Genomic DNA, 25,847 nt, shown 5'->3' with positions numbered 1-25,847 from the left:
AATATCTCGTTATTGTTTTTAATCCCTTACCTTATATTCATAAATCGTAATGATGCCCAAAAGTATAAAACACCTATAGGCGAACTAACTTATTATACAGCTTTGTTTTAGTAAGATAATTGGTATTTCCGAAAAGATTGCGATCGCAATTTCAGTCTTTGTATAGTAACCTGCTACAAGGATAATCGCAGACACAATCGTTTACAGAATTTGGTACCAGATAAATTGGATTCTAAATAATTTCGGGGCAATCTTGAATATTATTAACCAAGAAGCGGTAAACTATTTAGTGTAGTTTCTGCTTTTATCCTTGCCACTAATGGATAAGATACTGGATGAAGCTGGTTCGCAAGAAATTGCCGCTCAGATAAAAAGTAAAGCTGGTAAACCTTTTGAAAATGCTTATCAAGCGTTATTAGTTACTGAGGGTGCGGTTTATGCTCAAGGTTTTTTGGCGATCAAACGTAAACCTTATGAACTTTTTGAACACGCTTGGATAGAGCTAGATTCGCGAATAATCGACCCAAATTTACCGCATTTAGCCTCAGAATCGCCAGAAATGTGGTATTTTACAGCACAAACTTACACCAGAAAAAAACTTAAAGCAATCCTGGAAGAATCAAAAGAAGATTATCCCGAAGATGACCCATTGCCAATTTATGGTAATGCACCTTATGAATATTATGGAGATGTAATGTTAGGTGGTAAAGAGTATTTATCAGCCTACGAATCCGCAGTAGCTAAATGTCAGGAACTAAATCAACCAAATATTGAAAATAATTAAGGTAATTGGTAATTGGTAATTGGTAATTGATTTAATTCGATTTTCCATTACTACCAAAATATTCCCGATATCCACAAATTTTGTCTTCACGGACATCAAAGGATACTGCAACTCTGTTTTTATAAGGTTCTCCCATTAAATTTCCTTCATCGCAGAATTCAAATACAACTGTTGTTTCATTACTGGTAACTCTTTCTAGAGAAGTTATTGTAAGTCCCGTATTAAAGGCTTGAGAAACGTATTGAAAAAATTCTTTTGCTTGCTGTTTACCAACATTTAAACCATGATATTTTCCTTGAGGAAACCAAAAGTTAAAGTCTTCTGTGAGTATCTCTAAAAAATCGTTCCATTCTCCTGTTGCTAAACCATGTGTAAAGTATTTAAACCCTTGATGTGCAACTTTTAATGTGTTTTCTGAAGTTTGGCTCACCTAATTTTTTTGTAACCTTTTGTAACAATATATATTGCATCCTTAATGAAAATATTTTGAGCTAAAATAAGATAATTTGTAAAGTGAACTACAAAAAATTTAACTTAGAAGTAAACTAAAAACAACAAAAAATCAATTTTGAAAATTTACTAAAGATAGTAGGGTAAGCGCATTATTGGAGTTGGTTATAATCAAGTCTTATGGATAGAAGGCAATTACTAACAAAGGGTTTAATAGCAAGTATTGGATTCGCAGCAAGTTCTTTAATTGGCTGTACATTAATATCAGCTTCCAAAGAAAAGGGTAAAGCTTGGGGTTACATCGGTGATAAAGGACCCGATAACTGGGGTAATCTATCTGAAGATTTCTATGCTTGTCAGTCAGGTACAAGTCAATCTCCAGTTAATCTTGAATCAGCGGTTGATGCGGATTTACCGGAGCTAAAAATTAGCTATCAAAATGCTCCTCTGCGGATTATTAATAACGGTCATACTATCCAGGTAAACTATCGACCGGGAAGCATCTTAACCCTTGATGATGAAGTTTATGAGTTACTGCAATTTCACTTCCATAATCCCAGCGAACATCAAGTTGAGGGAAAAGCATTACCGATGGAATTGCACTTAGTTCATAAAAGTAAAAAAGGTTCGTTAGCTGTAGTTGGTATCTTTCTTAAAGAAGGTCAGGAAAACCCTACTTTACAGAAAATTTGGTCAGAAATACCGATGCACAAAAGTAATGAAAAAACCATATCTAATATAAATATTAATGCTTCTGACTTGCTACCAAAAGACAAGGATTATTATCGTTACTTCGGTTCTTTAACTACACCACCTTGTTCGGAAACGGTAAACTGGATTGTTTTAAAGCAACCTGTAGGAATATCGATTCAGCAACTACAGAAGTTTGCTAAAGTATTTCCGATGAATGCTAGACCAGTACAGCAGATTGAGCGGAGGTTCTTGTTAGAATAAAGTTCATTAATTATCAATTATCAATTAAATTTAAGTAAGTCGGCACAAATAGAACCAACTACGTAACGGAATGTAAACTGGTATCAAATCCTATTCCCTACTCCCTACTCCCTATTCCCTTTTCATAACTGTGATTTTTAACGCTGACCTACTTATAAGTTCTACAAGGGTAATTTAAAATCTAAAATTCGACGACGACTTTACCGCAATTCTTACCATTAAGTAAGTGTTCAACTGCTGCGGGGATGGATTCTATACCGTTGAATTGGGTTGAATCAACGGCTACTTTAATTTTATTAGAGTAAAACAAATTTAATAGTTTATTTTGTGCTGCTTCGATATATTCTGCATATAAAGGGTTGAGAAATCCGCGTACTGATGCTGCTTTCCACATTAGTTTATGGTAGATACGGGGTTGTACTATTTGTTCGGGATTTTGAGCATATTCGGAAATGCTACCTACTACTACTAAACGTCCTCGGATGGCTAAATTATCGACGCAAGTATCAAAAAGCTGCTTTCCGACGCATTCAAAAACAAGGTTAATTCCTTGGGGATATTCTTGTTTGAGAACTTTATTTATATCTTCTTCTTGGTAATTAATAACGCGATCGCAACCCAATTTTTTTAATAATTCTGCCTTTGCTTCGCTTCCACAAGTACCGATAACGTAATTACCCGCTAACTTCGCTAATTGTACCGCAATATGTCCCGTACCACCTGCCGCTGCTGTAACTAATACAACTTCATTACTTTTGATTTCTCCGACTTGTTCTAAAGCGATTAAAGCCGATACACCAGTAGGCATTAATGTTAATATTTCCGGTATTGTATCGTGTACTTTTACTGCAAGTTTGGCATCAATTGTACGATATTCACAATAACCTCCCCGTGCGGTAGTTACAACAGCGTCACCTACTTGTAAATCTGTGATATTTTCTCCAATTTCTATTACTTCTCCCACCGCTTCTACACCTAAATCAAAAGGAAGATTTAAGTTAACATAGGGTATTTTATTGCGACAAGCTAAGGTATCAAAACCGGCGTTGATTCCAGCGTGTTTGTTACGAATTAGTATTTCGTTAGGTGCGGGTTTGGGTATAGGGAGTTTTATAATTTCAATTGCTGATTTAAAGTCTTTAGCAAACTGTTTGAGGATGATTTTTTTGTAATGGGAATTCATATTGTTTAATTTGGATATTTATTTTATTCCTCATCTAAAAATTCTAAAACAGCCTTTGCTATTTTTTCAGGTATTTGGTTCATCATGCAGATTGTTCCATCAGAAAATTCTACAACTTTACCTTGAGGAATAGCTTGAGAAAGAAATAACCTATCTTTAACTAAAGCTAAACCCAATTTTTCAAATTCTTCCATATCATCAATACCCCAAACTATTAAAGTTGGACATTTGATATTTTTAAATCTTTCTGGTGCATCCAAACAGTAATTTCCCACAGCCCAAACCGCATATAAAGGATGACCAAAACATTTTAAATCATCCAAAACCCAACGATGATTTAACTCAGCAGAACCAATATATCTTTTCCGAGCTAGCCATCTTTCCATTAAATGCGAACCATCTTCTTTGATTTGGAACCCTTCATCAAATCTCCGCATCAAGTCAGCTTTTCCATGTTCTCCAAAACCTGCAACGTTACCCAAAATTAGTTTTTTTACTCTTTCTGGATAAGAAGCTGTGACTTCTCCACCAACAAAAGCACCAGTATGGTTTCCTAATAAATTTACTTGTTCAATACCCAACTCATCTAATAAAGCAATAACGGTTTTAGCATAGTCTTGAACTGAATACATTCTTGATGGTTTATCGGAATCACCAAATCCGAGAAAATCCATTGCAACCACTCGATATTTTTCAATTAAAAGTGGGATTAATTCCCGATACTCATCACTGCTGCGAGGATTCATATGTAGTAACAAAAGTACTTCTCCTTCACCACCAATTCGGTAATGAATTTGTCCATCTTCGGTGTCTAAAAATGCTCTTTTAATTTTTTTACTCATGAGATATACCAATTATTTTTGAGTTTTAGTTTTTTCTTTTCTCGTTCCCAGGCTCCAGCCTGGGAATGCATTAACAAAGGCTCTGCCTTTAGTATAATTGAGTGAGGAGGCAGAGCCTCTAGAAAAGCATTCCTACGCAGAGCATAGGAACGAGGAGATTTGAAATTTTAATTCAATCTCTGCTTAATTTCTTCTGCTAATTTATCCAGCGAAACTTCTATTTGTTCCCCAGATTTCAAATCCTTTAAACTAGATTTTCCTGCTGCGGCTTCATCAGTACCAATGATTACACAAAATTGAATTCCTTGTTTATCAGCTAACTGAAACTGTTTACCTAAACCGCGTTTATCAAAACTAGTAATTACGTTAACTCCTGCTTGACGCAATTGTTGAGATATCTTTAAATAAAGTGGCATCAATTCAGTTTGTAAATTCACTACCATTACCTGGGCTGGTGTTGCGGGTAATGCTTTTAAAATATCGGCTTTTAATAACCGACTCATCAACCGAGTTAAACCGATAGAAATTCCCACTCCGGGCATTTTTTCGCCTAAAAATGTCCCCACCAACTCTTCATATCTACCACCCGAACAAATACTTCCTAAAGCTTCATGTCCTAATAAACTTGTTTCGTAAACGGTGCCGGTATAGTAATCTAAACCGCGAGCAATTGATAGATCGATACAGTAACGGTTATCAGCAACTCCTAAATCACGAACTCCTGAAATAACAGTTTCTAATTCATTTACACCTAATTTAAAATGTTCGGCTTCTGGTATACTTTCAGTAAGATGGCTCAGTTTGCTCAAAACCTCATCAACCGAACCCTTAATGTTAACAAATTCAATAATTTTATCAGTTTGTTCAGCGGAAATATCTTCTTTTTCTAATTCCTTTTTTACCTTAGCTTCGCCAACTTTCTCTAAATTATCAATTATCCCCACACAAGTTTTTATTTTATCTTCACTAACACCAACCGACTGAAAGAAACCTGTTAATACCTTGCGGTTATTTATCCGAATTAAGAAATCACCAATATTAATCGCTTCAAATATTTCCGAGATAATTGCAGGCATTTGAGCATCATAAAGCAAACTCAATTCTCGACGAGCAATAACATCAATATCGCACTGACGAAACTGGCGGAAACGTCCATCTTTTGCTCTTTCTCCGCGAAATACCACATCCATTTGATAACGCGCAAAGGGAAAAGTCAAATTATTTAAATTCCGGGCAATATAAGCCGCTAGAGGAACAGTTTGGTCAAACTTTAATGCTCTAGATTCAGAATTATTATCATCAGATTTATTTCTACCTGATTCTTCTTTCTCAGCTTGCTTATTCGGCGGTAAAATCGGACTAATACCATAGATAATATTATCACCTTGATTTCCCTTAGCTTGTAAAACTTCTAAACGTTCTACAGCAGGAGTTTCAATCGGTGTAAATCCGTAACTTTCATATACTTTACGGATAGTATCAATTAAATAAGACTCTAAGCGCTTTTCACCGGGTAAAAATTCAGTAAAGCCGCTGGGATTTGAATAATTTATTTTTTCAGATTTAGACATAATTAATTATTAATTATTAGAGCATTGGTAATTGGTAATTGGGAATTGGGAATTGGGAATTGGTAATTGGTAAGACATATACCTGTGCTGCGGGTATCTTGCTTTCTAATTTATATAAAAGCGAAATATATAGGAAAGTAGGCATCCTGCCAGTAAGTTGTTACGCATTTAATTTATATAATACAAGATCGCAAGATGCATATCCTTACGGACACACAATACCTATGGTACGCAACGCTTGCCGCTACCGCACTACAATGTTTTAGCGTTTTCACGTTATACAACTTAGCTGCACATCAGCTTACAATATTAAATATATTCCGATTACCAATTACCAATTACCAATTACCAATTTTCCATTCTTTGTTCTTGAATCAAAGTACGTTTAAATACTCGATTATCTTTAAACCAATGCCAAGTACGAAAACGATGGTTATTACATGGGCTAATATTAATCATTTCATATAAATAAGCATTCGGTATTCCTTTATAAGCAAAAGATAAAATAATCGTTGAATCATCAACTTCCCAAGCTTTACCTGTAATTCTCTCAGTATCAAATATCAGCTTTTTATCTTGATAAATTCCCGGAAATTGATGTTCTTCGTGTTTCCCGTCTGCCCAAGTATAGCGATTAATTTGGTTATAAGAATAATCCCCATCGGGAAACTCACAGGTTAAATGCGATTCATGCTTATCAATAATCTTTCCTTCACTATCAACTACTGTATAAGTACCCTTCCAATCTCCTTGATGACGAAAAAGTACGGGCATTTCTTGTTTAATAATAGACATAATTAAGAGTTAGGAGTTAAGAGTTAGGAGTTAGGAGTTAGGAATTAAGATTTAAGAGTTATCTTCTTTATTACCAATTACCAATTCATTGATTAAACCACCAAGGGTCATAATTATCATTAGTCTTAATCAAAAATGCTTTTTTCCGCATAAATCTTGTTAATGCTGATGTACCCATGCGAGAACCTCCTAAACCGGAAAATTTGAACGCATTTTTTTCAGCTTCGTGCATCATGGCTGTTAAACCTGCATCGTTAATACTAATAGCACCTGCATCAATTTGACGGGCTATTTGTAAGGCTTCATCTATCGATTCGGAAAATACCGCAGCACTCAATCCATAATAAGTATCGTTAGCTAATTCTATAGCTTCTTCTACTGTAGTAAAAGACATTATTGGCATTATTGGACCAAATGTTTCTTCATTCATTACCTTCATATCATGATTCACCTCGGTGATAACTGTAGGGTGACACCACCAACCACCACCGATTTGTTCCACTTCACCACCACAGTGAATTACCGCTCCTTTTGCGACTGCATCTTGTAAATGTTGGTTGATAATTGCGGCTTGCTTTTCAGAAATAATCGGTCCAATTTCTCCACTTTCTAATGTTGGATAAGCAAGGTTTAATTTGTGTGCTTTGGCTACAATTTTATGATAAAACTCTTCAAAAATTGGTTTAGCTACATAAATTCTTTCTATTGATAAACATGATTGTCCGCTATTAACTACAGAACCCCATAATATAGCAGAAGTTGCTAACTCTATATTTGCCGATTCCAAAACAATAGCTGGGTCTTTTCCTCCCAATTCTAAGAACGCTGGAATAAAACGTTGGGCTGCTGCGATCGCAACTTGCTGTCCTGTCTCTACACTGCCTGTAAAGCATACCAAATCTACATTCTCTACTAAAGTCGCCCCCGTTTTACCATCTCCTTCAATAAAACTTAATATATCTCGCAATTGCGGGACTGCACTAACTGCATTCATTAAAGGTGTCATAAATCGCGGGGTAATTTCACTGGGTTTCACAATTACCGCACAACCCGCGAGTAAAGCAGGAATTGTATCAATTGTAGATAATAATAAAGGGAAATTCCAAGGACTGATAACCCCCACTAAAGCATAAGGTACAGCCGTTTGTTGCAAGTTAATAAACGGAATTGAAGTTCCTTTTTCCGTATCTTTTAACAACTTTGAACCCAAGCGACACCATCTATTAATACTTGAAATAAATGAGTCAATTTCTAACTCAGAAACCGATAGTCTACCCGTATCAATTACCAAAGCTTCCGTCAATTTATCCCGTATCGAATTAATAGCTTCTTTCCACTGCAATAAAGCATCAATTCGTCCATCTAAACCCAAATCAAACCAACTTTGTTGCGCCCTCCGTAAACGATTGCATTGCTGTATTAGAAGCTTCTCCGGCGGCGGTATAATTAAGTAATCGTATTTTCCCGTGCGGGGGTTGCGGATTTCGATTGGTTTGGACATTACAATTTTGGATTTTAGATTTTAACAACGGATGCTTTTGTTTTGGATTTTGGATTACAAGTAGGGGTTTAGCACTGCTAAACCCCTACGATGGGTGTGGCTTTCCTCATACACATCACATACAACTGTATTTTCTGTCAATACGTAAGTCCTAGTACTTAAGCCTGCATTATTTATATAATTACTAATTAATTATGTTACCGTTCCCCATTCCCCATTCCCCATTCCCTATTCCCATTTTTTCAATAACTTCCTGTTGAGTTTTAATAAAATGTTTGCGTTCTATTTCGCCTTCTAACATGGTATTAGGTGGATATAATTTTGTTTGCGCGTAAGTTTCTGCGTAAAGTTCAAATCTCTGCCGCGCTAGTAAGTTATTTAACCCCGGACGTTTGCGATAACGACGCAAGGCTGCTAAATCAATTTCGGCGAAGGCTGCCATGCTTTCACCTGCACCCGTTTCTGTCAGCACTATACCGCGATAGTCGATGATTTTGGAACCTCCATCAACGGAGGCGGCAGGTATGGGGGTATTTACGATTCCGGCGGTGTTTGCTGAAACTACGTAAACCATGTTTTCGACGGCGCGAGATATTTTCGCGGCTTGTTTGGGAGCGAGTTCTTTACCATACACTTCTGATGTGGGATGTAAAATTATCTCGGCTCCCCGCATCGTTAAACATCGTGCGACTTCGGGGAATAAAATTTCATCGGATGCGACTGCTGCTAAATTACCGATTTCTGTTTTAGCTACGGGGAAAACTCCTTCTAAACCGTAAATATCAAGATATTTATCCCAAACATCGTGGGGTGTAGGTGCGAACATTGAGTTTAAGCGCCGATAGCGTAATACGATTGAGCCGGTGGGGTCAATAATAAAACAAGTTTGAAAGTATAATCCGGGGAAATTGGGGTCTAATTCATAAGCATTCCCACAAAGAAATATACTATGTCTCTGAGCAATTTTACTTAATGCCTCGTATTCTATACCTTGCATTGACAAACAAGCTTTTTCCGCCCATTCATCAATTGATTCTCCTAGAGGAAAGCCGGTAAGGAAATATTCCGGTAACAAGATTAAACGACAATCGGCACCGATAAAAGCGATGCTAGCGGCGATTTGTTCGCTTAAGCGTTTGATGGTCTCAAGCATCAATTCACTGGCTTCTTGACGGGTTGTAGCGCGGTTAACTGCATGACAAGTAACTTGCAGCGCTAAGGCAATAAATGATTCTGTTAAGTCAGGTTTGGGTGCCATGCCGATTTTATCTAACTCATATAATTATCAATACTGCTGTTATTTGAGCAGACATTGGGTTTAATAACAAGATTTAATTAAGATAAAAACACATCGGGGTTGTATTGATAAAGCCAATCTTCAAAATCCGACTGACTAATTTGTGTTTGCTGCATGGCTTTACTTAAAAACTTATCGCTATCAGCTGCATAGGAACGACTACCTTGAATCGCGCTACGAGCTTGAATAATTTGGGTTCTTTCAACTCTACTTTGATCGTATTTATTTAAAGCAACTTCTAGATTATCGCAATCAGAAAGATAGCTTGCAAGCTCCCACGCATCTTCAAAAGCCGTATTCGCTCCTTGTCCCAAAGATGGAATCATCGGATGAGCAGCATCACCCAAAAGTGTTGCCCTACCTTGACTCCAGCTTTTTAATGGAGGGCGATCGCAAATTGGTCTTTCGACAATTTTTTCAAGTGGTGTTGCTTGGATAATCGCTTCTACAGGTTCAGTCCATCCAGAATATTCTTGTAAAACACGAGATTTCACTTCCTCTCTTGGAGACAAAGCATCATCTTCTGATAACATTGCCGCACTCCAAAATATATAACCCCCACCAACGTCAATAATTGTAAAAATTTTACCTGTATTAGATGTGATGATAAATACTTCATTTGGTGGTAATAATTCGTGATTGTATTCGATGACAGCACGCCAAGATAAACGTCCAGCGTAGCGAGGTAAACCATCTTTGATCAGATTTTCTCTCACAGCAGAATTGATGCCGTCACAGCCAATTAACAGGTCGGTATATATTGTTTTGCCATTGGCAAAGTTTACTTGAACGCTATTTTCATCTTGGTTAAAGTCTACACAGCGATGATTAAGATGAATAATATCCGATGGTAAAAAAGCAGCTAATATTTCTTGTAATAGCGACCAACGGATATTTAACATTGGCTGTCCGTAGTTTTCTAATAATTGTTGTTGTTTTTGAAAAACGGTTTCCCCCGAACTTTTTTTTATATTAACTTGATGAGTTGGACTACCTGCATCGATCAGAAGTTGAACAATCCCCGGAGCAATTGTTTCTAAAGTATTTAATCCATTGGGAAAAAGCGTTAAACCCGCACCGACTGGTAATAATTGTTGAGCTTTTTCATACACTTGTACATCAAAACCTTGTTTACGTAGAGCTAGAGCAGTTGTTAAACCACCAATTCCAGCACCAATGACAATTGCATTTTGAATTGTTTTTTGTTCCAGCATAAGTATAATCTTTGTAAGAGTAAATAAATTGGAGATATTCTGATGAATAGAATATTGTATTATCACCAACAATCAAACTTTTCTCGGAAAATTCGTATTTTATTAACGGAGAAAAATTTAGATTGCGAATTAAAAGAAGTTAATTTGATGAATAAACCTACTGAATTTCTCGAAATTTCTCCCATTGGTAAAGTACCTGTGTTTGTCGAAGAAGATGGTACGGTAATTTGGGATTCTACATTAATTGCAGAATATCTAGATCGAACTTATCCACAACCTAGTTTTTATCCTAGCAGCGATCGCGAAAGACTTGATTGTCGTAAATGGGAAGAATTAGCAGATAATTTAGGTGATAGTATTATCAACTTATGGATACTAAATTTAACAAATAATTTAGCTTCAACTCGTTCTCGAACCAAATTGGAAACTTCAATTAATCGTCTTTCAAGATTTTTTGAACAACAATTAGCCCAAACTAAATACCTATTAGGTAATGATACATGGACAGCAGCAGATATATCAGCATTATGTTCCTTTGGTTACTATAGCTTTCGCTTAAATGAAGACTGGCTTTTAGAGTATCCTCATGTCGGAAAGTGGTTTAATGAATTACACCAGCGTGAGTCTGTAAAATCAACTGTTCCAATGCCATTAAATTAAGTTAACATTTGAGTAAAATTCATCGATGATATTTAATTTTTATACATAATATGAATAAAATTCTACTCATCGGAGTTACAGGTGGTACTGGTGGAAATGTAGTTAAAGGTTTTCTCGAACAAGGATTAACCAATTTACGCGCTATAACTCGCAAAATCGATTTAAATCGTCCAATTTTACAACTAATTAATGATGCAGGAATTGAATTAGTTGAAGCAAATCTCGATGATGAAAATTCGTTAGAAGCAGCTTTTGTAAATGTTGAAGCGGTTTATTGTCACGCTACCGCATCCGATACCGTTAAACCCCAACCTGAAGAGATTGAAAGAGCGAAATCTGTGATAAAAATTGCCAAAAAAGCTGAAATTAAACACTTTGTCTATAACTCTGCTGGGGGAGTCGATCGCAATACTAAAGTTAGTCATATCCAGCAAAAAGCTCACATAGAAAAAATTATTAAAGAAGCTAGTTTACCCGCAACCATGTTACGTGCTTGTTTATTCATGGAAGAATTTTGGAAGAAATATACTCGTCCCGGTATTCTTAAAGGTACTTTTCGATTTTCTATTCAACCCGATAAACCCTTGCATTTAATTACCACCAAAGATATGGGAAGGGTTGCTGCTTATGTCATCAAACATCCCGACAAATATATCGGTAAAGAAATCGAACTCGCGGGTGATGTACTTACTCCCCAACAAATGGCGATCGCATTTTCCCAAGCTCAGGGGAGCGAAGTTGTTCACAAAGAAGTTCCTCCCTGGATATTTCTATTATTTTTACAAAAAGAACTTTACAACATCATTCAATTTTATAGAAATCAAGGTTATCAAGCCGATGTCAACCATTTAAGAGCAGAATTTCCCGGATTGCTGACAACTTTTGATGAGTTTTTACAAGAAACCGATTGGGAAAATGCAGAATTGAGTTATGAAATCAACAGTTGACAAGAATCAATGACTTGAAAAAAAAGAGTTTTTCAATCTTATTAAAATTAAGATTTAATTCACCAATAGCATCCATAGAAAACTCAATATTAAAAATCAGATATGAAGATTGAGTGATTAATAATCCTTAATTACACCTCATTTTTATAGCCTTAGAACTTTCAGTTAAATACAAAGAGTGAATTTAATGATGACTAACTTTTCTTGGACTAAACAATGGTATCCAGTGATTCCTATAAGCTATTTAGAATTAGAACACCCTACCCCAATTACTTTGCTTGGAAAAAAGCTGGTCATTTGGCACAAACATCAAAAATGGGTAGTAATGGATGATAGTTGTCCCCATAAGTTGGCGCAGCTATCTTTAGGAAGTATTAATGAAAATGGGAATCTAGTATGTCGTCATCATGGTTGGTGTTTTGATGAGGCTGGAAAATGTACAAATATTCCCATGCTGAGTGATGAAAAAGCTTTAAAAACTGCTTGTGATAGCGAAAAATCGCAAGTAAAGACATATCCGACGCAAGTGCTACAAGAATTACTTTGGGTATGGTTGGATAATAGTTCAACAGCTTTTGAAGAATGCAAATTAAAGCAACCAGTAGTTATGCCAGAATCTAACCTCGATACCTCAACAGATTGGTTTATGCTAGAAGTTCCTGTTGGTTATACTGTTTCTGTTGAAAGTACTTTTGATCCTTCTCACGCCCAATTTTTGCATGAAGGAATTGCGGGATTTTCTCCACAAAAAGCTATTCCAATGCAAAACTTTGAAGTATTTGGGGAAATATCTGCCGAAGATGGTTTTACCTTAAAGCATTCTGGTTACAATATCTTTAATAAAGATATGGATGCTACGCGGAAGTTTACTCCACCCTGTAGCAATACAACAAGTTACAAATATTCTAACGGTAAATTTATTTTATTTCAATTGTATTTTATTCCCATAAAACCAGGTTATTGTAGATATATTGGCAAGTCGATTTCTGATGCTTTCCCACAAAAAAGTAACTTTTGGTTTGAACGATTACCAAAATATTTACAAACTGGTTTAAAACACTCATCTAACTATAAGTTAGGCAACCAAGATTTATCTATGATGCACTCCCAAGCTGTGAACGAATCCAGCGACGATAAAACTTGGCAAAAGTCATATTTTATGCCTTCATTAGCTGACGTTGGTATTGTGACTTTTCGGAAATGGTTAGATGAATTCGCTGGAGGAAAACCTGAATGGCTGGGAGTAAAAGAATCACCTTTTCAAGAATTAAATGATGAACAACTATACGATATATGGAACAGACATACAAAACATTGTCCTAGCTGTCGGCAATCTTTAGCTTTTATCGATCAATTCAAAGATTATTGCCTAAATTTTACAGCAGTATTGGCAATTTTAGGATTGTTGTTAATCATAATTAATTTACCGCTAAAAATTGTTTTGATACCTGTTTTACTTGGTATCTTGAGTTTAATTTGCTCCTATAAATTAAACTCAATTCGAGAACGCTTTATTAGCAGTATTCCCAATAGAGGATTACCCGTTGTCAAACTGTATTAATTAACTCCCAACTCCTAACCTCTAACCTTTAACTCTTAGATACCTTCCCTTTGCATTACCCAAAATCTCACCCTTATCGTAAATCAAATCCCCACGTAAAAAAGTACTTTTCACCTTTCCAGTTAACTCCATTCCCGCAAAAGGTGTATAACCTTGCTGGGATTCGGAATTAGCAGCATTTACAATAAAACTTTCGCTAGGGTCAAATAATACCAAGTCTGCATCGTAACCAACTGCAATATCACCCTTTTCTCGTAATCCAAATCTCTGTGCGGGATTCCAACAAAGCAATTCAGCCATATGGTTGTAAGACATCCCCCGTTTGCTGCCTTCAGTAAAAACACCTGATAGCAGGTATTCAGTACCACCAAAACCCGACTTTGCCAGCCAAATATTATTTGGTTGTTTAATATCTCTTTTAAATTCCGCAGCACAACAAGCATGGTCGCTGACTATCCAATCAACTTGACGGTTTAACACTGCTTGCCAAAGGTATTCTACATCTTCGCGGGGACGAATGGGCGGGTTGACTTTTGCCCAGGTACCGTTGGGGGTGTCTACATCTAACAACAAATGTCCTACCGTGACTTCCCGACGAAAATTGATGTGGGGAAAAGCCCCTTGCATTGTTAAAGCTGCTTCCATCGCTTTTCGGGAGCTTAAATGCAGTAAATTGATGTTTACACAGTTGGTTTCGTGAGCTAAATAGGAAGCAATGCAAATCGCTAAACCTTCGGAATGAGGTGGACGTGCGGCACTGTAGGCGCGTAAACCTGTTAAAGTAGAATCTTGCTGGACTATTTTGGTGTAAGCGTTAAGAATTTCGGCGACTTCGCAATGTAAACTCAAACTAATAGTATCTTTTGCTTGCGGATGTTTGGCGATTAATTCAGTTAAACCCCGCATGATAAATTCAAAGTGAGCAAAATCGTAACGTTCCTCCTTATTTATCATTAAAAACAGGTTTTGCTGTTCCGATAAACCGTGCAAACCGTAACCACCGTAGAACATAAAAATTTTGAACGAACAAACACCATACTTTTCAAACAGCATTGGTATTTCGTCAATATGTTGCTTTGCGATCGGTGCAATGTGAAACCCGTAATCGACAAAGAAATTACCTAGGGATAACTTTAAAACTTCCGGGAAAAAGTCTTGATAAGAGCCGCCTTTGTTTAAGTAATATTGCCCTGTCCTAATGTAATTTAAACTGCTGGTAACTCCTCCCATCGCAGCCGCTTTACTTTCGCTGACAGCATCTTGGGATAAAGGTTGATAGATACCGACGTGCATATGAGCATCGACTATACCGGGGAATCCGAGTAGGTTTTTAGCGTCGAATATTTCTTGTGTTTCTTCCGGCTTGATTTCGGGTGAGATACAGTTGAATTTACCGTTTTTGATGCCAATATCTAGCTTTTGAATAGTTTGTTGATTTGGACTGACTACGCGGACATTTTTGATAACTTTATCGAGTCTGGGATCGGACATTTCGATTTTGGATTAAGAGGATATTGGAAAAATATAGCGGTTTTCGGTTGAATAAAATACAAAAATTTTACCTCACCCCGCCTCCGGCACCCCTCTCCTTACCAAGGAGAGGGGAAGGGGGTGAGGTTCGGATCTGTATTCTACCCAAATGAAAACCGCTATATACTTTCCATCGAAATAATACTTAAAATTTATTTTTAACTTAAAACTTTAACCAATCTGCTATTTCATTTATCAACCAATAACGTTCTATAGTTGATAAAGAGCTAGTAGTAATTTTCTTGTTATTAATTAATTCAATAGTTACACCCATAGGTGCTGAAGCTACTTTTTTATTCTCTTGGGCAATCTCTCGAATATTTTTATTTTGACCGCTTGTTCGCCAAAAACAAAATCCAAATAATTTCCATTTTACTTTAAAATTGTCGCGGTCAAAATATAAATCTGTATGTCCGAATAATAATAATAAGAATGTTGACATTCCGAAAAACAGCGACAATAAAATAATAATTTTAAAATTCCAAACTCTATAACTATTAATTATGATATTTATCAATTGAGGTAAAAAAGCTACAGTGAAACCAATCAAATATAAAAAACGTAATGATTTAATTCCGCGTCTAGGAATTTTAATTTCAAGATAGCTAGCTGTTTTGTTTAGTTGGATTTTGCTACCCTTTGGTTTATGTTTTGTAATAGCCGGACTCAAAGTATATTTATTTTCAAGAGCGGTAATCGCATCGCTTGCGGTGCTAATTCTATCATTAATATTTGGTTCGGTAAGTTTACCAATCCAATTAACTAATCCCAAATCAATACTAACAAGATTAGCAAATTCAATTCGAGAATTTTGATGCGGTAGATCGGCAGGATTAGTTCCTGTTATCAAATGAATTAACGTTGCTCCTAATGCATATAAATCGGATGCTCTTTGTGTACGTCCTGCAAATTGTTCCATCGGTACATAACCGTAAGTTCCTGCTACAGTAAAAGTGCTACCTTCGCTGACTGCTTTATCTTGTACTGCACCAAAATCGACTAAATAAACTTGTTGATCTTTTCCTAAGATCAAATTACTCGGTTTAATATCGCGATGTAATACAGGGGGTTCTAGTGAATGCAAATAAACTAAAATATTTAATATCTCAACTGCAATATTTTCGACTTGCGATTCTGAAAATCGCTGTCCTTGGTTGAGTAATTCTTGCAAAGATACACCATCAATATAGCTTTGTACTAATATAAACCAAGGAAATCTTGAACCTGGTAAATTGTCAAGAATAAAATAATCTTGATATTTGGGAATGTGGGGATGGTTGAGATTTTTTAATACTTGACCTTCGCGTTCAAATAGTTTATGTTCTTCCCACTGTACTTCAGGACTTAAAGTTAGTAGTTTTAAAATTACCTGTTGTTGCGATAATGATGTCGCTAACCAAGTTTGACGACTACTATTTTGTCCTAATTTTTTTTGTAATTGATAGCGATTATCGAGTAATTGTCCTGGTTCTAACATTTTTGCCTCGGTTAAACTAAATTCCTAACCAATTTCTAATTTCTGAAGCTATGTGTTGACTTTCTTCTTTTGTTAAACCTGACTTTAATCGACCAAATGAATATTCATTAATACCGACAGCCAGAATTATTTCCAGTACTTTTTTATGACCTATACCTCCAGTTTTAGAAATATAAGCTTTCTCTATTTCTAATGCATTGCCACGCTGTTTTCTGAACCTTATACCAAATAACTTCCACCTAATTTCAAAATTTTTATTATCAATAAAAACATCATTTTCTACAAAACCAGGTAATGTCAACCAAGCGGCGATCGCAGCACCTAATAAAAAGAATAGCCAACCTATCCAAGTACTTGCCGTACCACCAGAAGTTAGAATAAAAAGTATCCATAGAAGTAATGCACCTCCTCCAAATACCAATTTCATTGGACTTTCATCGGTAGGAATATAAATTTCTAATTTCTCTAATGATTTCCTTATGGATAATATAGAAGGATCGAAAATCTGGTTATCTATATTATTTGTTGTTAAATTCTTTGTTGCTAGTTCGTTTGTTTCCAGTGCTTTCAATGCCTCCGTTGCTGTGTGAAAGCGGTATTCTAAATTAGGTTCAGTCATTTGCTGCAACCAGCGAATAAAGCCAGGGTTGAATTTGACAAGATGAGAAAATTGCATCCTCGAATCAAACTGTGGCAAATCTGCTGGTGAAATATTAGTCGCTAAATTGATCAAAGTCGCTCCCAATGCGTAGAGATCGGATGCAGGTGTTGCTCGTCCCCCAAACTGTTCTAGAGGTGCATATCCGTAAGTCCCAACCACTGTAAATGTAGCTCCTTCTGCTGCAACACGGTCTTGAACAGCACCAAAGTCAACTAAGTAAATTTGATTTTGATTTCTTGATCGGTCTAATAATAAATTGCTGGGTTTGATATCACGATGCAAAACAGGAGGGTTGAGTTTGTGAAGATAAATCAAGATTTTCAAAACTGCGATCGCAATTCCTCTGACCTCAGTTTCACTAAAAGTTGTTCCAGAAGCAAGCAATTCTTTTATAGATTTTGCTGGGATGTATTCCTGAACCAAAGCAAAATATACAATGTCGCCCTTTAGAACAAAATCATCGTAATATTGAGGAATGCGGAGATGGTTTAGTTGTTGCAGTACCTTTGCTTCCCGTTCAAAAAGCTGTATATCATGCCACTGTAATTGGTCATTAGCTGTCAATAATTTAACAACAACTTGCTCTTCATTTGTCAAATCTCGTGCCAACCAAGTTTGACGAATCGCACTTTTACCCAGCACTTTTTGAAGTTGATACCGTTCTAGTAATATTTCTTGCGCTTGTAACATCGTACTCCGTTAGTTAAGGGGTACATTAACAATTTGTTCTTTTATAATTTAACAATTTGCACGTTATCTCGACTACAAGCAGCAGGTTTTGAGTTTAAGTGGCTTCAAAGACGGCGATGAATTAATTTGAACGTAGTAATAAGACTTATAGCGTCACGCACCATCCATCTGTGACAATAATGACGCTACCGCGTCACGCTCCGCTAACGTAAGTCCTGACTTTATTGCGATCAATCCTATTTAACCTTTTCAGCACTTAATTTCGGATATTAGATATGAGTCTTATTAGAAGAAGTTTTAAAAGTATCCGGCACCAAGTGCTACTAAACCGCTCATTGTCCAGCGACCTGGACTAAAATATTATAACCCACGGAGGTGGGTTTTGCTTGTGTAGCAGCGGTTTCAACCGCCAGGTGAACTTTGTAGGGTGCTGTGACGGTTACGACAATTTATCAAAGTAACGAAGGAATTTGAATTTACCGTCACGCACCAATTGATTGATAATGGTGCGTGACGGCATCCGTCTTATTATTTCGTTATGCTCGATAAATTATTTTAGCCGTCACAGCACCCTACAAAAATGCCCAGCTATATCTGATTATCAATGAATACGATTGCTGGATGAATTTAGTAAAATTGCAAGGAGATAATGTCATGTTGAGTTGCGATTTATATCGTCAGTATTTACAGATTCTGTGAAAAAAATTATCCGTTGAGTGCGATACATAAATTATACCTCACCCCGCCTTCGGCACCTTTCTCCTTACCAAGGAGAGGGGAAGGTACTGCATTGCGTAATCCATCATTGTCGGGGTAATTACCATTCTTTACCCCTCTCCTTACCAAGGAGAGGGGAAGGGGTGAGGTTCAGTATATATTGTACTTAAATCAAACTGCTATAACTGTTTACTGATTCAATTAATTATCATGAATTCCCAACCAAAAACCCTACATCTCGGAGACGATATCAACACCGATGATATTATTCCATTCAACCACTGTACAACTACAGACCCCGAGCATTTAAAGCATTACGCTTTTGAATATTTAATTGGGCAAGATAAACTTTTAGAATACGAAATCATCGAAGCGGGACGTAATTTTGGCTGCGGTTCGAGTCGAGAACACGCACCTGTTGCTATCAAGGGAGCGGGTATTAAAAAGGTTCGCGCTCGCTCTTTTGCCGGAATATTTTATCGCAATAGTATCAATATTGGTTTGACTTTAGAAGTTATTGATAAACCAAATACTGATTCTGTTGTCACAGCAATTAATCATCATCACGGTTTAATTAATTTTAATCAAAAACGCCAAAGTGGTGAAATTGTAATTCCTCAAAGTTCTACCCAAAAACGCCCGATGACAATGGCAGAAAAGCTGTTAGCTAAAGCGAGTAATAATGATTATGTAGAACCGGGAGAAACGGTTTTTGCAAAAATAGATTTAGCAATGTCTCATGATGCTTCTGCTGCTCCTGTAGCAAGACTTTTTCACAAACATTTTGGTGAAGATGCTAAAGTTTGGGATTCCAACCGTGTTGTTTTGGTTGCCGATCATTTTATCCAAACAAATGAAGTGCGGGAAGACTCGAAAGCGAATATTTTATATCAAGATATGGTGCAGTTTTCCCAACAACAAAATTGTCATTTATTAGATATCGTTTCACCGGGAGAAGCTGCGGGTATTTGTCATGTAATTTTACCCGCAAAAGGTTTTATTAAACCGGGTATGGTAATAGCGGGAACTGATTCTCATACTTGCACCTACGGGGCTTTTGGCTGCTTTTCTACCGGGGTCGGACATACTGATATGGCTAATGCTTTTGCAATGGGTGATATTTGGATTCAAGTACCACCAACTTTACTATTTATTTTAGAAGGAACATTACCCGAATATATCAGCGCTAAAGACATTATTTTATATATTCTCGGACAAATCGGTTGCGATCGCGCTACGGGGAAAGTCATGGAATTTCGCGGTAGTATCATCGATAATTTACCGATGGAAGAAAGGATGACGTTGGCAAATATGACGGTGGAATGTGGTGCGGTATGCGGTTTGATGTCAGTAGATGAAATTACTAGGGAATATGTCAAAAGTCGCACTCAAGATGATTTTGAGGAAGTAAGTAGCGATCGCGATGCCGAATACGAGCAAGTTTATCAAATTGACTTAAGTAACTTACAGCCTCAAATCGCTTGTCCTCCGAAGCCTGACAATGTTGTAGCTGTCGGTGAATTAGAAGAAATTCCCATTACCCGTGCTTTTATTGGTTCTTGTACTGGCGGAAAATTGTTTGATTTAGCCCAAGCTGCCGAAGTATTAAAAAATCGTCGGGTTGCGGATGGAGTAGATATGTTTGTAGTTCCCGCTTCTGTGGAAGTGAAGCAAAAAGCGGAAGAATTGGGTTATTTCAAGATATTTGCAGACGCTGGAGTACAACTATTAAAATCGGGTTGCGGTGCTTGTATTAATGCTGGGAAAGGTGGTTTACGCGCACAAGAAACCGGAATATACGCTACTAATCGTAATTTTAAAGGACGCAGCGGCGATCCAACCGCGAAACATTATCTTGCTTCCCCACGGGTGGTTGCGATTTCGGCTGTTAGGGGGAAAATTACAGATAGATTAGAATAATTTTAAAATATGATTCAAATATCATTCCAGTTGCAATTTTGACAAAGCTAATTTATATAATCCCGGTTTTTTCTCTATATAAATACTTAATTATGATTTTTAGAGTTATATAAAATACTTTTAACATCTAGATATAATTTGATTTAATAACTACTCTTATTCCGTTACAAGATTACTGATTAAAAAACCGCAGAGACGCAGAGGGCGCAGAGAAAAGTGTGGTCTTGGGGGTCTCCTCCATGAACAACTTTTCAAGGCAGAGAAAAGAGTTAAAGAGATATTGTCTTGTAAACGCGATTGAGGTACCTTTCACAGATATAATTGGAAAAATATAAATAATGTATATAAACATATTTTTGATTTAATAACTAACAACTACCGCTTTGAGAACTTCCGTTGTAAGACAATAGAATTTCATCTACTTTTTCTAAGCTCAAGTTTTGCTGTTCTGCTAATACTTTAATTTTCTGTGTAACTAACTTAATTTGAGTTGAATCTAAGTTGAGTCCGAGTTGATTCACGCGATTAGTAATTGCATGAGTTCCTGTTAGTTTATGGTTGATTAATACGGAGCGGGTGATGCCAAAATCTGTAGGAGAAATTAGTTCATAGGTATTTGAGTTATTCAGGATTGCTTTTGTATGAACTCCAGCTTTATGAGTAAAGGCATATTCACCAACTATGTAGTGATTAAAGGGAATTTCGATTCCCAGTTTATTGGCGACAATTTGATGTAAATTTAACAGATTCTTGAGGTTATACTTATTACGTAAAGCTTCAGGATCGAGGGTATATAAACGAGCAATTAATCCAGCTAAAGGAGTAATCCCATTTCGTTCGCCAATTCCTAATACTGTTGTATCAATATGGGTCGCACCGGCTTCAAAAGCTGCATAACTATTTGCGATCGCGCACCCGGTATCATTATGAGCGTGAAACTCGATATCTTGAGCAAAACATTGACGTAAAGTCTGTACTAATTGAGAGACTTTATCGGGTGTTGCAACACCAACGGTATCGGAAATTCCCAAACGATTAACTATTCCTAATTCTCCAATAGCAAGATAAACTTTGAGCAAATCGGAAAACGAACTTCGGAAAGAATCTTCTGTGGAAAAACGCAGTTCTGTTTCAGGGCTTTGTTGATGAATGAAGGTAATAACTTCACTGGCAATATCAATTACTTGGTTAATTTCTTTACCATGACCAAATTTACGTAAAAGTGGAGAGGTTGCCATAAATATATTGATACCATTAACCCCCGTATCTAAGGCTTTTTTAGCATCATCTAAATTACAGCGAATGTGGGTTAACACTTTTGCTTGCAAGCCTAATTGAGCTAAAACCTGACAATCTTTAAATGATTGAGGGGAAGCACATGGAGATGTAACTTCTATGTATTCCACTCCAAAGGCATCAAGTTCTCTTGCTATTTCAATTTTATCTTCAGAAGAGAAGTTAGCATAGCAAGATTGTTCGCCTTCACGCAAAGTAGAGTCAATAATCGCTAACTTACTAAATAGCATTGACTATATTTCATAACAGCTTGATTCATTTTACAGTAGTTTAGTTTCATGGTATTCGCTTTTTTTGAAAATAAATCTTACTTATACTACTTCTCTTACCTAATTCAATGTTTTTACAGAAATTAATATTGGTTTAAATATTTTTATTTCAAGATGAGCAATTCGAGTAGTAAAATGTACAAGCTTATTTATTGTCTCGCTATAAATACTTGTAAAAAGGTGAAATTAAGTAATGATCGATCGCAATAAAAGTCTGCAAGGTAGAACAACTATAGTGACAGGTTCGGGTCAAAATATTGGTAGAGCGATCGCGTTAGTTTTTGCGTCATGTGGTGCCAATGTTGTCATTAATGGTCATCGAAATCAAGAAGCGATTGAAACAGTTGCTCAAGAAGCTCGCGATTTAGGCGCTCAAGCAATTGCAGTCATGGCTGATGTCAGCGATCCCGTTGCAGTTCAAAAAATGGTTGATACTGCGACTGAAAAATTTGGTGCGGTTGATATTATTGTGTCTAATGTTTCACTGAGACGAAAACAATCTTTCTTTGATATTTCGGTTGAAGATTGGCATCAAGTAATAAATACCAACTTAAATTCGGCATTTTATCTTGCTAAAGCAGCAGTAGCGGGAATGAAAGCCAGAGGATGGGGGCGAATTATTCATATTTCTGGCTTTGACGGAATAATTGGAGCATCCCACCGCGCTCATAACGTTACTTGTAAAGGGGGTTTGGATGCTTTAGTAAGAGCGATGGCCACAGAATTAGGACAATACGGAATCACGGCAAATGGAATTAGTCCCGGTACAATTGATACCGTTCGGATTGCGAAAGATTACCCCAATTTAGAGGCTAAATACGAACTTTTAAGAAAGCTCATACCCGTAGGTCATTTGGGTACTTGTGAAGATATAGCAGAGGCTTGTTTGTATCTCGCTTCAGATTATAGCGGTTTTGTCAACGGTCAAGTAATTCAAGTTAATGGTGGTGCGTTGATGATTTCTTCTCATCTAGAACCTATTCTTGAATCAATGGAAAAATAGGTAATTTAGGGTGTGTGACTAGGCTGTTGACTTTGATAGAATTTATTCGTTTTTGGCTCATGCATTTAACTGTTTCCCAGCCTCCGGCTGGGAACCCATGACCAGAGGCTCTGCCTCTTAATATACTTGATACGGAGCCTCACACACAGGAGTTCCCAGTCGGAGACTGGGAACTAGTTAAAAATCAACAGCCTAGCAATTTAAGATGGTGCAGAGTTCATGCACTAATCCCGGATGGTGCATTAGACGTATTAAAATTTCGTGTATATATGAAATAGTCGTGCGTCTAACACACCCTACAAGAATAATTATTTCACAATCCAAAATCTAAAATATTCTTCGGGTAGATATAAAATCACGCGATAGGTAGATACATTTGCCTACCAATTTTCCATATATAAAACAGTATGGGACTTATAACAATTATTATCGGGGGAAGCGGTTATCATTACTCAATCATCGGACATCATTAATAAAAGCCGAGATTTTCTGGTTGCTCAAGCAATGGATAGTGCGATCGCAATTGCTGACTTTTGTCAATCGAATGCTGCAAATATTGATAAAAATGGCGCTTTTGCTCAACGGGAATTCGAGTTAATTAGGGAAGCTGATTTATTGACTGCACCGCTACAAGCTTCTTTTGGAGGATGGGGTGCAGGCTTTAATAGTGATGTAATGTCCGAAACGTTAATGTTGCTCAAGCATATCGGACGCGGTAATTTAGCTGTTGGTAGAGTTTATGAAGGACACGTTAATGCTTTGCAGCTAATCCAAACTTTGGGTAGCGAAGAACAAATTCAAAAATATGCTCAAGATGCTCGTATGGGTAAAGTTTTTGGAGTTTGGAATGCGGAAGCGAACGACGGTGTAAAGGTTATTCCTGTGGATACCGGATATCGGCTTGAAGGTGCAAAAACTTTTTGTTCTGGTGCTGGTTATGTGGAACGTCCTTTTGTGAATGGGGTGTTACCTGACGGTGGTTGGCAAATGTGTATAGTTCCAATGGAGAAAGTCTCTACGGTAACTGATGAAAGTTGGTGGGAACCGCCAGGAATGAAGGCTACAGCGAGCTTTAAAATAGATTTTACTGGGGTGGAATTATCCCAAAATGATTTAATTGCTCAAGCGGGGGATTATTACCGTCAACCTTGGTTAACCGCTGGGGTGATTCGGTTTGCTGCGGTACAGTTGGGAGGTGCAGAAGCTATATTTGATGCGACTCGCGAGTTTTTGCGGCTTTTGCAACGTACTGAAGATGCTTATCAAAAACAACGTTTAGGTCAAATGGCGATCGCAATTGAAAGCGGCAATCTTTGGTTAAAGGGTGCAGCTGATAAAATCGCTGCTTATGCTCCAGTTTTCGGGGATTACGCAACAGTCAAAAATCCCCAAGCAGACCAGTTAGTTGCCTATACTAACATGGTGCGAGCTGCCATCGAACAAATTTGCATCGATATCATGCAGCTTTGCGAGCGTTGTGTAGGAACTCGCGGTTTATTACCACCTCACCCGATGGAACGTTTAATCAGAGATTTAACTTTGTATCTGCGTCAACCTGCTTTTGATATTGCGATCGCAAATCCTGGTGAATACGCTGCAACTAAAACTGAATCTGTACATTCGCTGTGGAAATGAAACAGCTAACTAATCCCGACATTTTACCCTTACGGACGATTGACAATATTGCTCAAAGTCCTGTTCTTGTGGTTGCACCGCATCCCGATGATGAGACTTTAGGATGTGGAGGTGCGATCGCTTTATTACGTTCTCTCAACTGCCACGTCCGCGTAATGGTGATGAGTGACGGTACGCTTTCACACCCCCGCTCTCGGAAATATCCCGCAGATCAATTAAAGGCTTTGCGCGAAAGTGAAACGATTGAGGCTTTATCTTTATTAGGAATAGAAAGTAAAAATATCGATTTTCTCGGTTTACCAGATGGCTCAATTTCCACCTATGATTCTCACAAAACAAACGCTATTATCGCCTGTTGTCGTCAGTTAACAGAAATAGTACCACAAACTATATTTTTACCTTGGCGGTATGACCCCCATCCAGACCATCGCGGTAGTTGGAATTTAATTAATACAGCTTTATCATGTTTATCTTTAGAGCCGCGCATCATCGAATATCCAATTTGGGATTGGGACCCCGAACAATGTAAAAGTATACCAGATTCCGTACAAATAGACTGTTGGCGGTTGGATATTAATCAAGTCGTGGAATTGAAGACACTTGCGATTCAAGCCTATCGTTCTCAAACCACCGATTTAATCGATGATGACCCCGAAGGATTTCGTCTTTCTCCCCAAATGCTGGCTAATTTTGCTCTTCCTTGGGAAGTTTATATAGAGGTCAAAGGTTAAAAGTTATTTGATTTTAGATTTTGAATTATGTCCTTCGGACACACTTCGTGAATGGATTTTGGATTAGGTAGAAGTTATGAGTTATGAGTTATGAGTTATGAGTTATGAGTTATGAGTAGTGCGAGCATCTTGCTCGCTGTTTAACTCCCCCTCTCCCCC

General features: G+C 37.2%; 22 protein-coding genes. 10 read left to right on the top strand and 12 right to left on the bottom strand.

The window, feature by feature from the left end:
- The first annotated feature begins 319 nt into the window (after nt 1-319).
- Complete coding sequence (locus VB797_RS31775; RefSeq protein WP_323241785.1) at nt 320-784, top strand: hypothetical protein; 465 nt, start codon at nt 320-322, stop codon at nt 782-784.
- Nucleotides 785-815: 31 nt separating this feature from the next.
- Here the strand turns inward: VB797_RS31775 and VB797_RS31770 are convergent, their stop codons facing one another.
- Nucleotides 816-1,214, bottom strand: coding sequence for a nuclear transport factor 2 family protein (locus VB797_RS31770; protein WP_323241784.1), 399 nt, complete (start codon nt 1,212-1,214; stop codon nt 816-818).
- 200 nt (nt 1,215-1,414) lie between these two features.
- Between VB797_RS31770 and VB797_RS31765 the strand changes: the two genes are divergently transcribed.
- A complete protein-coding gene (locus VB797_RS31765; RefSeq protein WP_323241783.1) occupies nt 1,415-2,188 on the top strand; it encodes a carbonic anhydrase in 774 nt (257 codons plus the stop codon).
- A gap of 181 nt (nt 2,189-2,369) precedes the next feature.
- Here the strand turns inward: VB797_RS31765 and VB797_RS31760 are convergent, their stop codons facing one another.
- From VB797_RS31760 to VB797_RS31730, 7 genes are all read right to left on the bottom strand, one after another.
- Entirely contained in the window at nt 2,370-3,371 is a 1,002-nt protein-coding gene (locus VB797_RS31760; RefSeq protein ID WP_323241782.1) for a zinc-binding dehydrogenase, read from the bottom strand.
- Between the two features lie 23 nt (nt 3,372-3,394).
- The gene (locus VB797_RS31755) at nt 3,395-4,213 is read right to left on the bottom strand and encodes an alpha/beta hydrolase (protein ID WP_323241781.1); all 819 of its coding nucleotides are present in this window, start codon (nt 4,211-4,213) and stop codon (nt 3,395-3,397) included.
- Between the two features lie 167 nt (nt 4,214-4,380).
- A complete protein-coding gene (gene hisS / locus VB797_RS31750) occupies nt 4,381-5,784 on the bottom strand; it encodes a histidine--tRNA ligase (RefSeq protein WP_323241780.1) in 1,404 nt (467 codons plus the stop codon).
- A gap of 345 nt (nt 5,785-6,129) precedes the next feature.
- Nucleotides 6,130-6,579 (bottom strand): DUF3598 family protein, encoded by a 450-nt coding sequence (locus VB797_RS31745; protein WP_323241779.1) that lies wholly within the window; start codon nt 6,577-6,579, stop codon nt 6,130-6,132.
- Nucleotides 6,580-6,664: 85 nt separating this feature from the next.
- Entirely contained in the window at nt 6,665-8,080 is a 1,416-nt protein-coding gene (locus VB797_RS31740; RefSeq protein WP_323241778.1) for an aldehyde dehydrogenase family protein, read from the bottom strand.
- Between the two features lie 184 nt (nt 8,081-8,264).
- On the bottom strand, nt 8,265-9,338 hold the full coding sequence (locus VB797_RS31735) for a nitrilase-related carbon-nitrogen hydrolase (protein ID WP_323241777.1): 1,074 nt from the start codon (nt 9,336-9,338) through the stop codon (nt 8,265-8,267).
- 77 nt (nt 9,339-9,415) lie between these two features.
- Nucleotides 9,416-10,591 carry an FAD-dependent monooxygenase gene (locus VB797_RS31730; RefSeq protein ID WP_323241776.1) on the bottom strand — a complete coding sequence of 392 codons (1,176 nt, stop codon included), beginning with the start codon at nt 10,589-10,591 and terminating at the stop codon, nt 9,416-9,418.
- Nucleotides 10,592-10,633: 42 nt separating this feature from the next.
- On the opposite strand from VB797_RS31730, the gene VB797_RS31725 reads away from it, so the two are divergent.
- From VB797_RS31725 to VB797_RS31715, 3 genes are all read left to right on the top strand, one after another.
- Nucleotides 10,634-11,251, top strand: a complete 618-nt coding sequence (locus tag VB797_RS31725; RefSeq protein ID WP_323241775.1) for a glutathione S-transferase family protein — start codon at nt 10,634-10,636, stop codon at nt 11,249-11,251.
- A gap of 50 nt (nt 11,252-11,301) precedes the next feature.
- Nucleotides 11,302-12,198 carry an NmrA family NAD(P)-binding protein gene (locus VB797_RS31720; RefSeq protein WP_323241774.1) on the top strand — a complete coding sequence of 299 codons (897 nt, stop codon included), beginning with the start codon at nt 11,302-11,304 and terminating at the stop codon, nt 12,196-12,198.
- Nucleotides 12,199-12,385: 187 nt separating this feature from the next.
- Complete coding sequence (locus VB797_RS31715; protein WP_323241773.1) at nt 12,386-13,759, top strand: Rieske 2Fe-2S domain-containing protein; 1,374 nt, start codon at nt 12,386-12,388, stop codon at nt 13,757-13,759.
- Between the two features lie 21 nt (nt 13,760-13,780).
- Here VB797_RS31715 and VB797_RS35100 read toward each other — a convergent pair whose 3' ends face one another.
- A complete protein-coding gene (locus VB797_RS35100; RefSeq protein WP_416350963.1) occupies nt 13,781-14,386 on the bottom strand; it encodes an amidohydrolase family protein in 606 nt (201 codons plus the stop codon).
- A gap of 284 nt (nt 14,387-14,670) precedes the next feature.
- Between VB797_RS35100 and VB797_RS35095 the strand changes: the two genes are divergently transcribed.
- The gene (locus VB797_RS35095) at nt 14,671-14,772 is read left to right on the top strand and encodes a hypothetical protein (RefSeq protein ID WP_416350962.1); all 102 of its coding nucleotides are present in this window, start codon (nt 14,671-14,673) and stop codon (nt 14,770-14,772) included.
- Between the two features lie 680 nt (nt 14,773-15,452).
- On the opposite strand, the gene VB797_RS31705 is transcribed toward VB797_RS35095, so the two are convergent.
- Both VB797_RS31705 and VB797_RS31700 read right to left on the bottom strand, forming a co-directional pair.
- Nucleotides 15,453-16,766: a serine/threonine-protein kinase gene (locus VB797_RS31705; RefSeq protein ID WP_323241771.1), complete on the bottom strand. Its 1,314-nt coding sequence runs from the start codon at nt 16,764-16,766 to the stop codon at nt 15,453-15,455.
- Nucleotides 16,767-16,782: 16 nt separating this feature from the next.
- Nucleotides 16,783-18,117, bottom strand: a complete 1,335-nt coding sequence (locus tag VB797_RS31700) for a serine/threonine-protein kinase (RefSeq protein WP_323241770.1) — start codon at nt 18,115-18,117, stop codon at nt 16,783-16,785.
- Nucleotides 18,118-19,044: 927 nt separating this feature from the next.
- On the opposite strand from VB797_RS31700, the gene VB797_RS31695 reads away from it, so the two are divergent.
- Nucleotides 19,045-20,754 (top strand): aconitase/3-isopropylmalate dehydratase large subunit family protein, encoded by a 1,710-nt coding sequence (locus VB797_RS31695; RefSeq protein ID WP_323241769.1) that lies wholly within the window; start codon nt 19,045-19,047, stop codon nt 20,752-20,754.
- Nucleotides 20,755-21,122: 368 nt separating this feature from the next.
- On the opposite strand, the gene lysS is transcribed toward VB797_RS31695, so the two are convergent.
- The gene (lysS, locus tag VB797_RS31690) at nt 21,123-22,280 is read right to left on the bottom strand and encodes a homocitrate synthase (protein ID WP_323241768.1); all 1,158 of its coding nucleotides are present in this window, start codon (nt 22,278-22,280) and stop codon (nt 21,123-21,125) included.
- Nucleotides 22,281-22,512: 232 nt separating this feature from the next.
- Between lysS and VB797_RS31685 the strand changes: the two genes are divergently transcribed.
- The 3 genes from VB797_RS31685 to VB797_RS31675 all read left to right on the top strand — a co-directional run bounded on the left by VB797_RS31685 (nt 22,513) and on the right by VB797_RS31675 (nt 25,688).
- Nucleotides 22,513-23,322: an SDR family NAD(P)-dependent oxidoreductase gene (locus VB797_RS31685; protein WP_323241767.1), complete on the top strand. Its 810-nt coding sequence runs from the start codon at nt 22,513-22,515 to the stop codon at nt 23,320-23,322.
- A 504-nt stretch (nt 23,323-23,826) separates the two neighbouring features.
- On the top strand, nt 23,827-24,957 hold the full coding sequence (locus tag VB797_RS31680; protein ID WP_323241766.1) for an acyl-CoA dehydrogenase family protein: 1,131 nt from the start codon (nt 23,827-23,829) through the stop codon (nt 24,955-24,957).
- Nucleotides 24,954-25,688 (top strand): PIG-L family deacetylase, encoded by a 735-nt coding sequence (locus VB797_RS31675; RefSeq protein ID WP_323241765.1) that lies wholly within the window; start codon nt 24,954-24,956, stop codon nt 25,686-25,688. The genes VB797_RS31680 and VB797_RS31675 overlap by 4 nt, the downstream gene beginning before the upstream one ends.
- Nucleotides 25,689-25,847 lie beyond the last annotated feature (159 nt).

The organism is Rivularia sp. UHCC 0363 (assembly GCF_034931125.1).
Classification (GTDB): domain Bacteria; phylum Cyanobacteriota; class Cyanobacteriia; order Cyanobacteriales; family Nostocaceae; genus Rivularia.
Note: the sequence above shows the minus strand (reverse complement) of the source record. Positions and strands in the feature narration are given on the sequence as shown.

Bases quoted from the DNA above. Each gene is read 5' to 3' on its own strand.
- VB797_RS31775 (WP_323241785.1), top strand. From the start codon at position 320: ATGGATAAGATACTGGATGAAGCTGGTTCGCAAGAAATTGCCGCTCAG.
- VB797_RS31765 (WP_323241783.1), top strand. From the start codon at position 1,415: ATGGATAGAAGGCAATTACTAACAAAGGGTTTAATAGCAAGTATTGGA.
- VB797_RS31760 (WP_323241782.1), bottom strand. From the start codon at position 3,371: ATGAATTCCCATTACAAAAAAATCATCCTCAAACAGTTTGCTAAAGAC.
- VB797_RS31755 (WP_323241781.1), bottom strand. From the start codon at position 4,213: ATGAGTAAAAAAATTAAAAGAGCATTTTTAGACACCGAAGATGGACAA.
- hisS (WP_323241780.1), bottom strand. From the start codon at position 5,784: ATGTCTAAATCTGAAAAAATAAATTATTCAAATCCCAGCGGCTTTACT.
- VB797_RS31745 (WP_323241779.1), bottom strand. From the start codon at position 6,579: ATGTCTATTATTAAACAAGAAATGCCCGTACTTTTTCGTCATCAAGGA.
- VB797_RS31740 (WP_323241778.1), bottom strand. From the start codon at position 8,080: ATGTCCAAACCAATCGAAATCCGCAACCCCCGCACGGGAAAATACGAT.
- VB797_RS31735 (WP_323241777.1), bottom strand. From the start codon at position 9,338: ATGGCACCCAAACCTGACTTAACAGAATCATTTATTGCCTTAGCGCTG.
- VB797_RS31730 (WP_323241776.1), bottom strand. From the start codon at position 10,591: ATGCTGGAACAAAAAACAATTCAAAATGCAATTGTCATTGGTGCTGGA.
- VB797_RS31725 (WP_323241775.1), top strand. From the start codon at position 10,634: ATGAATAGAATATTGTATTATCACCAACAATCAAACTTTTCTCGGAAA.
- VB797_RS31720 (WP_323241774.1), top strand. From the start codon at position 11,302: ATGAATAAAATTCTACTCATCGGAGTTACAGGTGGTACTGGTGGAAAT.
- VB797_RS31715 (WP_323241773.1), top strand. From the start codon at position 12,386: ATGATGACTAACTTTTCTTGGACTAAACAATGGTATCCAGTGATTCCT.
- VB797_RS35100 (WP_416350963.1), bottom strand. From the start codon at position 14,386: ATGCAAGGGGCTTTTCCCCACATCAATTTTCGTCGGGAAGTCACGGTA.
- VB797_RS31705 (WP_323241771.1), bottom strand. From the start codon at position 16,766: ATGTTAGAACCAGGACAATTACTCGATAATCGCTATCAATTACAAAAA.
- VB797_RS31700 (WP_323241770.1), bottom strand. From the start codon at position 18,117: ATGTTACAAGCGCAAGAAATATTACTAGAACGGTATCAACTTCAAAAA.
- VB797_RS31695 (WP_323241769.1), top strand. From the start codon at position 19,045: ATGAATTCCCAACCAAAAACCCTACATCTCGGAGACGATATCAACACC.
- lysS (WP_323241768.1), bottom strand. From the start codon at position 22,280: ATGCTATTTAGTAAGTTAGCGATTATTGACTCTACTTTGCGTGAAGGC.
- VB797_RS31685 (WP_323241767.1), top strand. From the start codon at position 22,513: ATGATCGATCGCAATAAAAGTCTGCAAGGTAGAACAACTATAGTGACA.
- VB797_RS31680 (WP_323241766.1), top strand. From the start codon at position 23,827: ATGGATAGTGCGATCGCAATTGCTGACTTTTGTCAATCGAATGCTGCA.
- VB797_RS31675 (WP_323241765.1), top strand. From the start codon at position 24,954: ATGAAACAGCTAACTAATCCCGACATTTTACCCTTACGGACGATTGAC.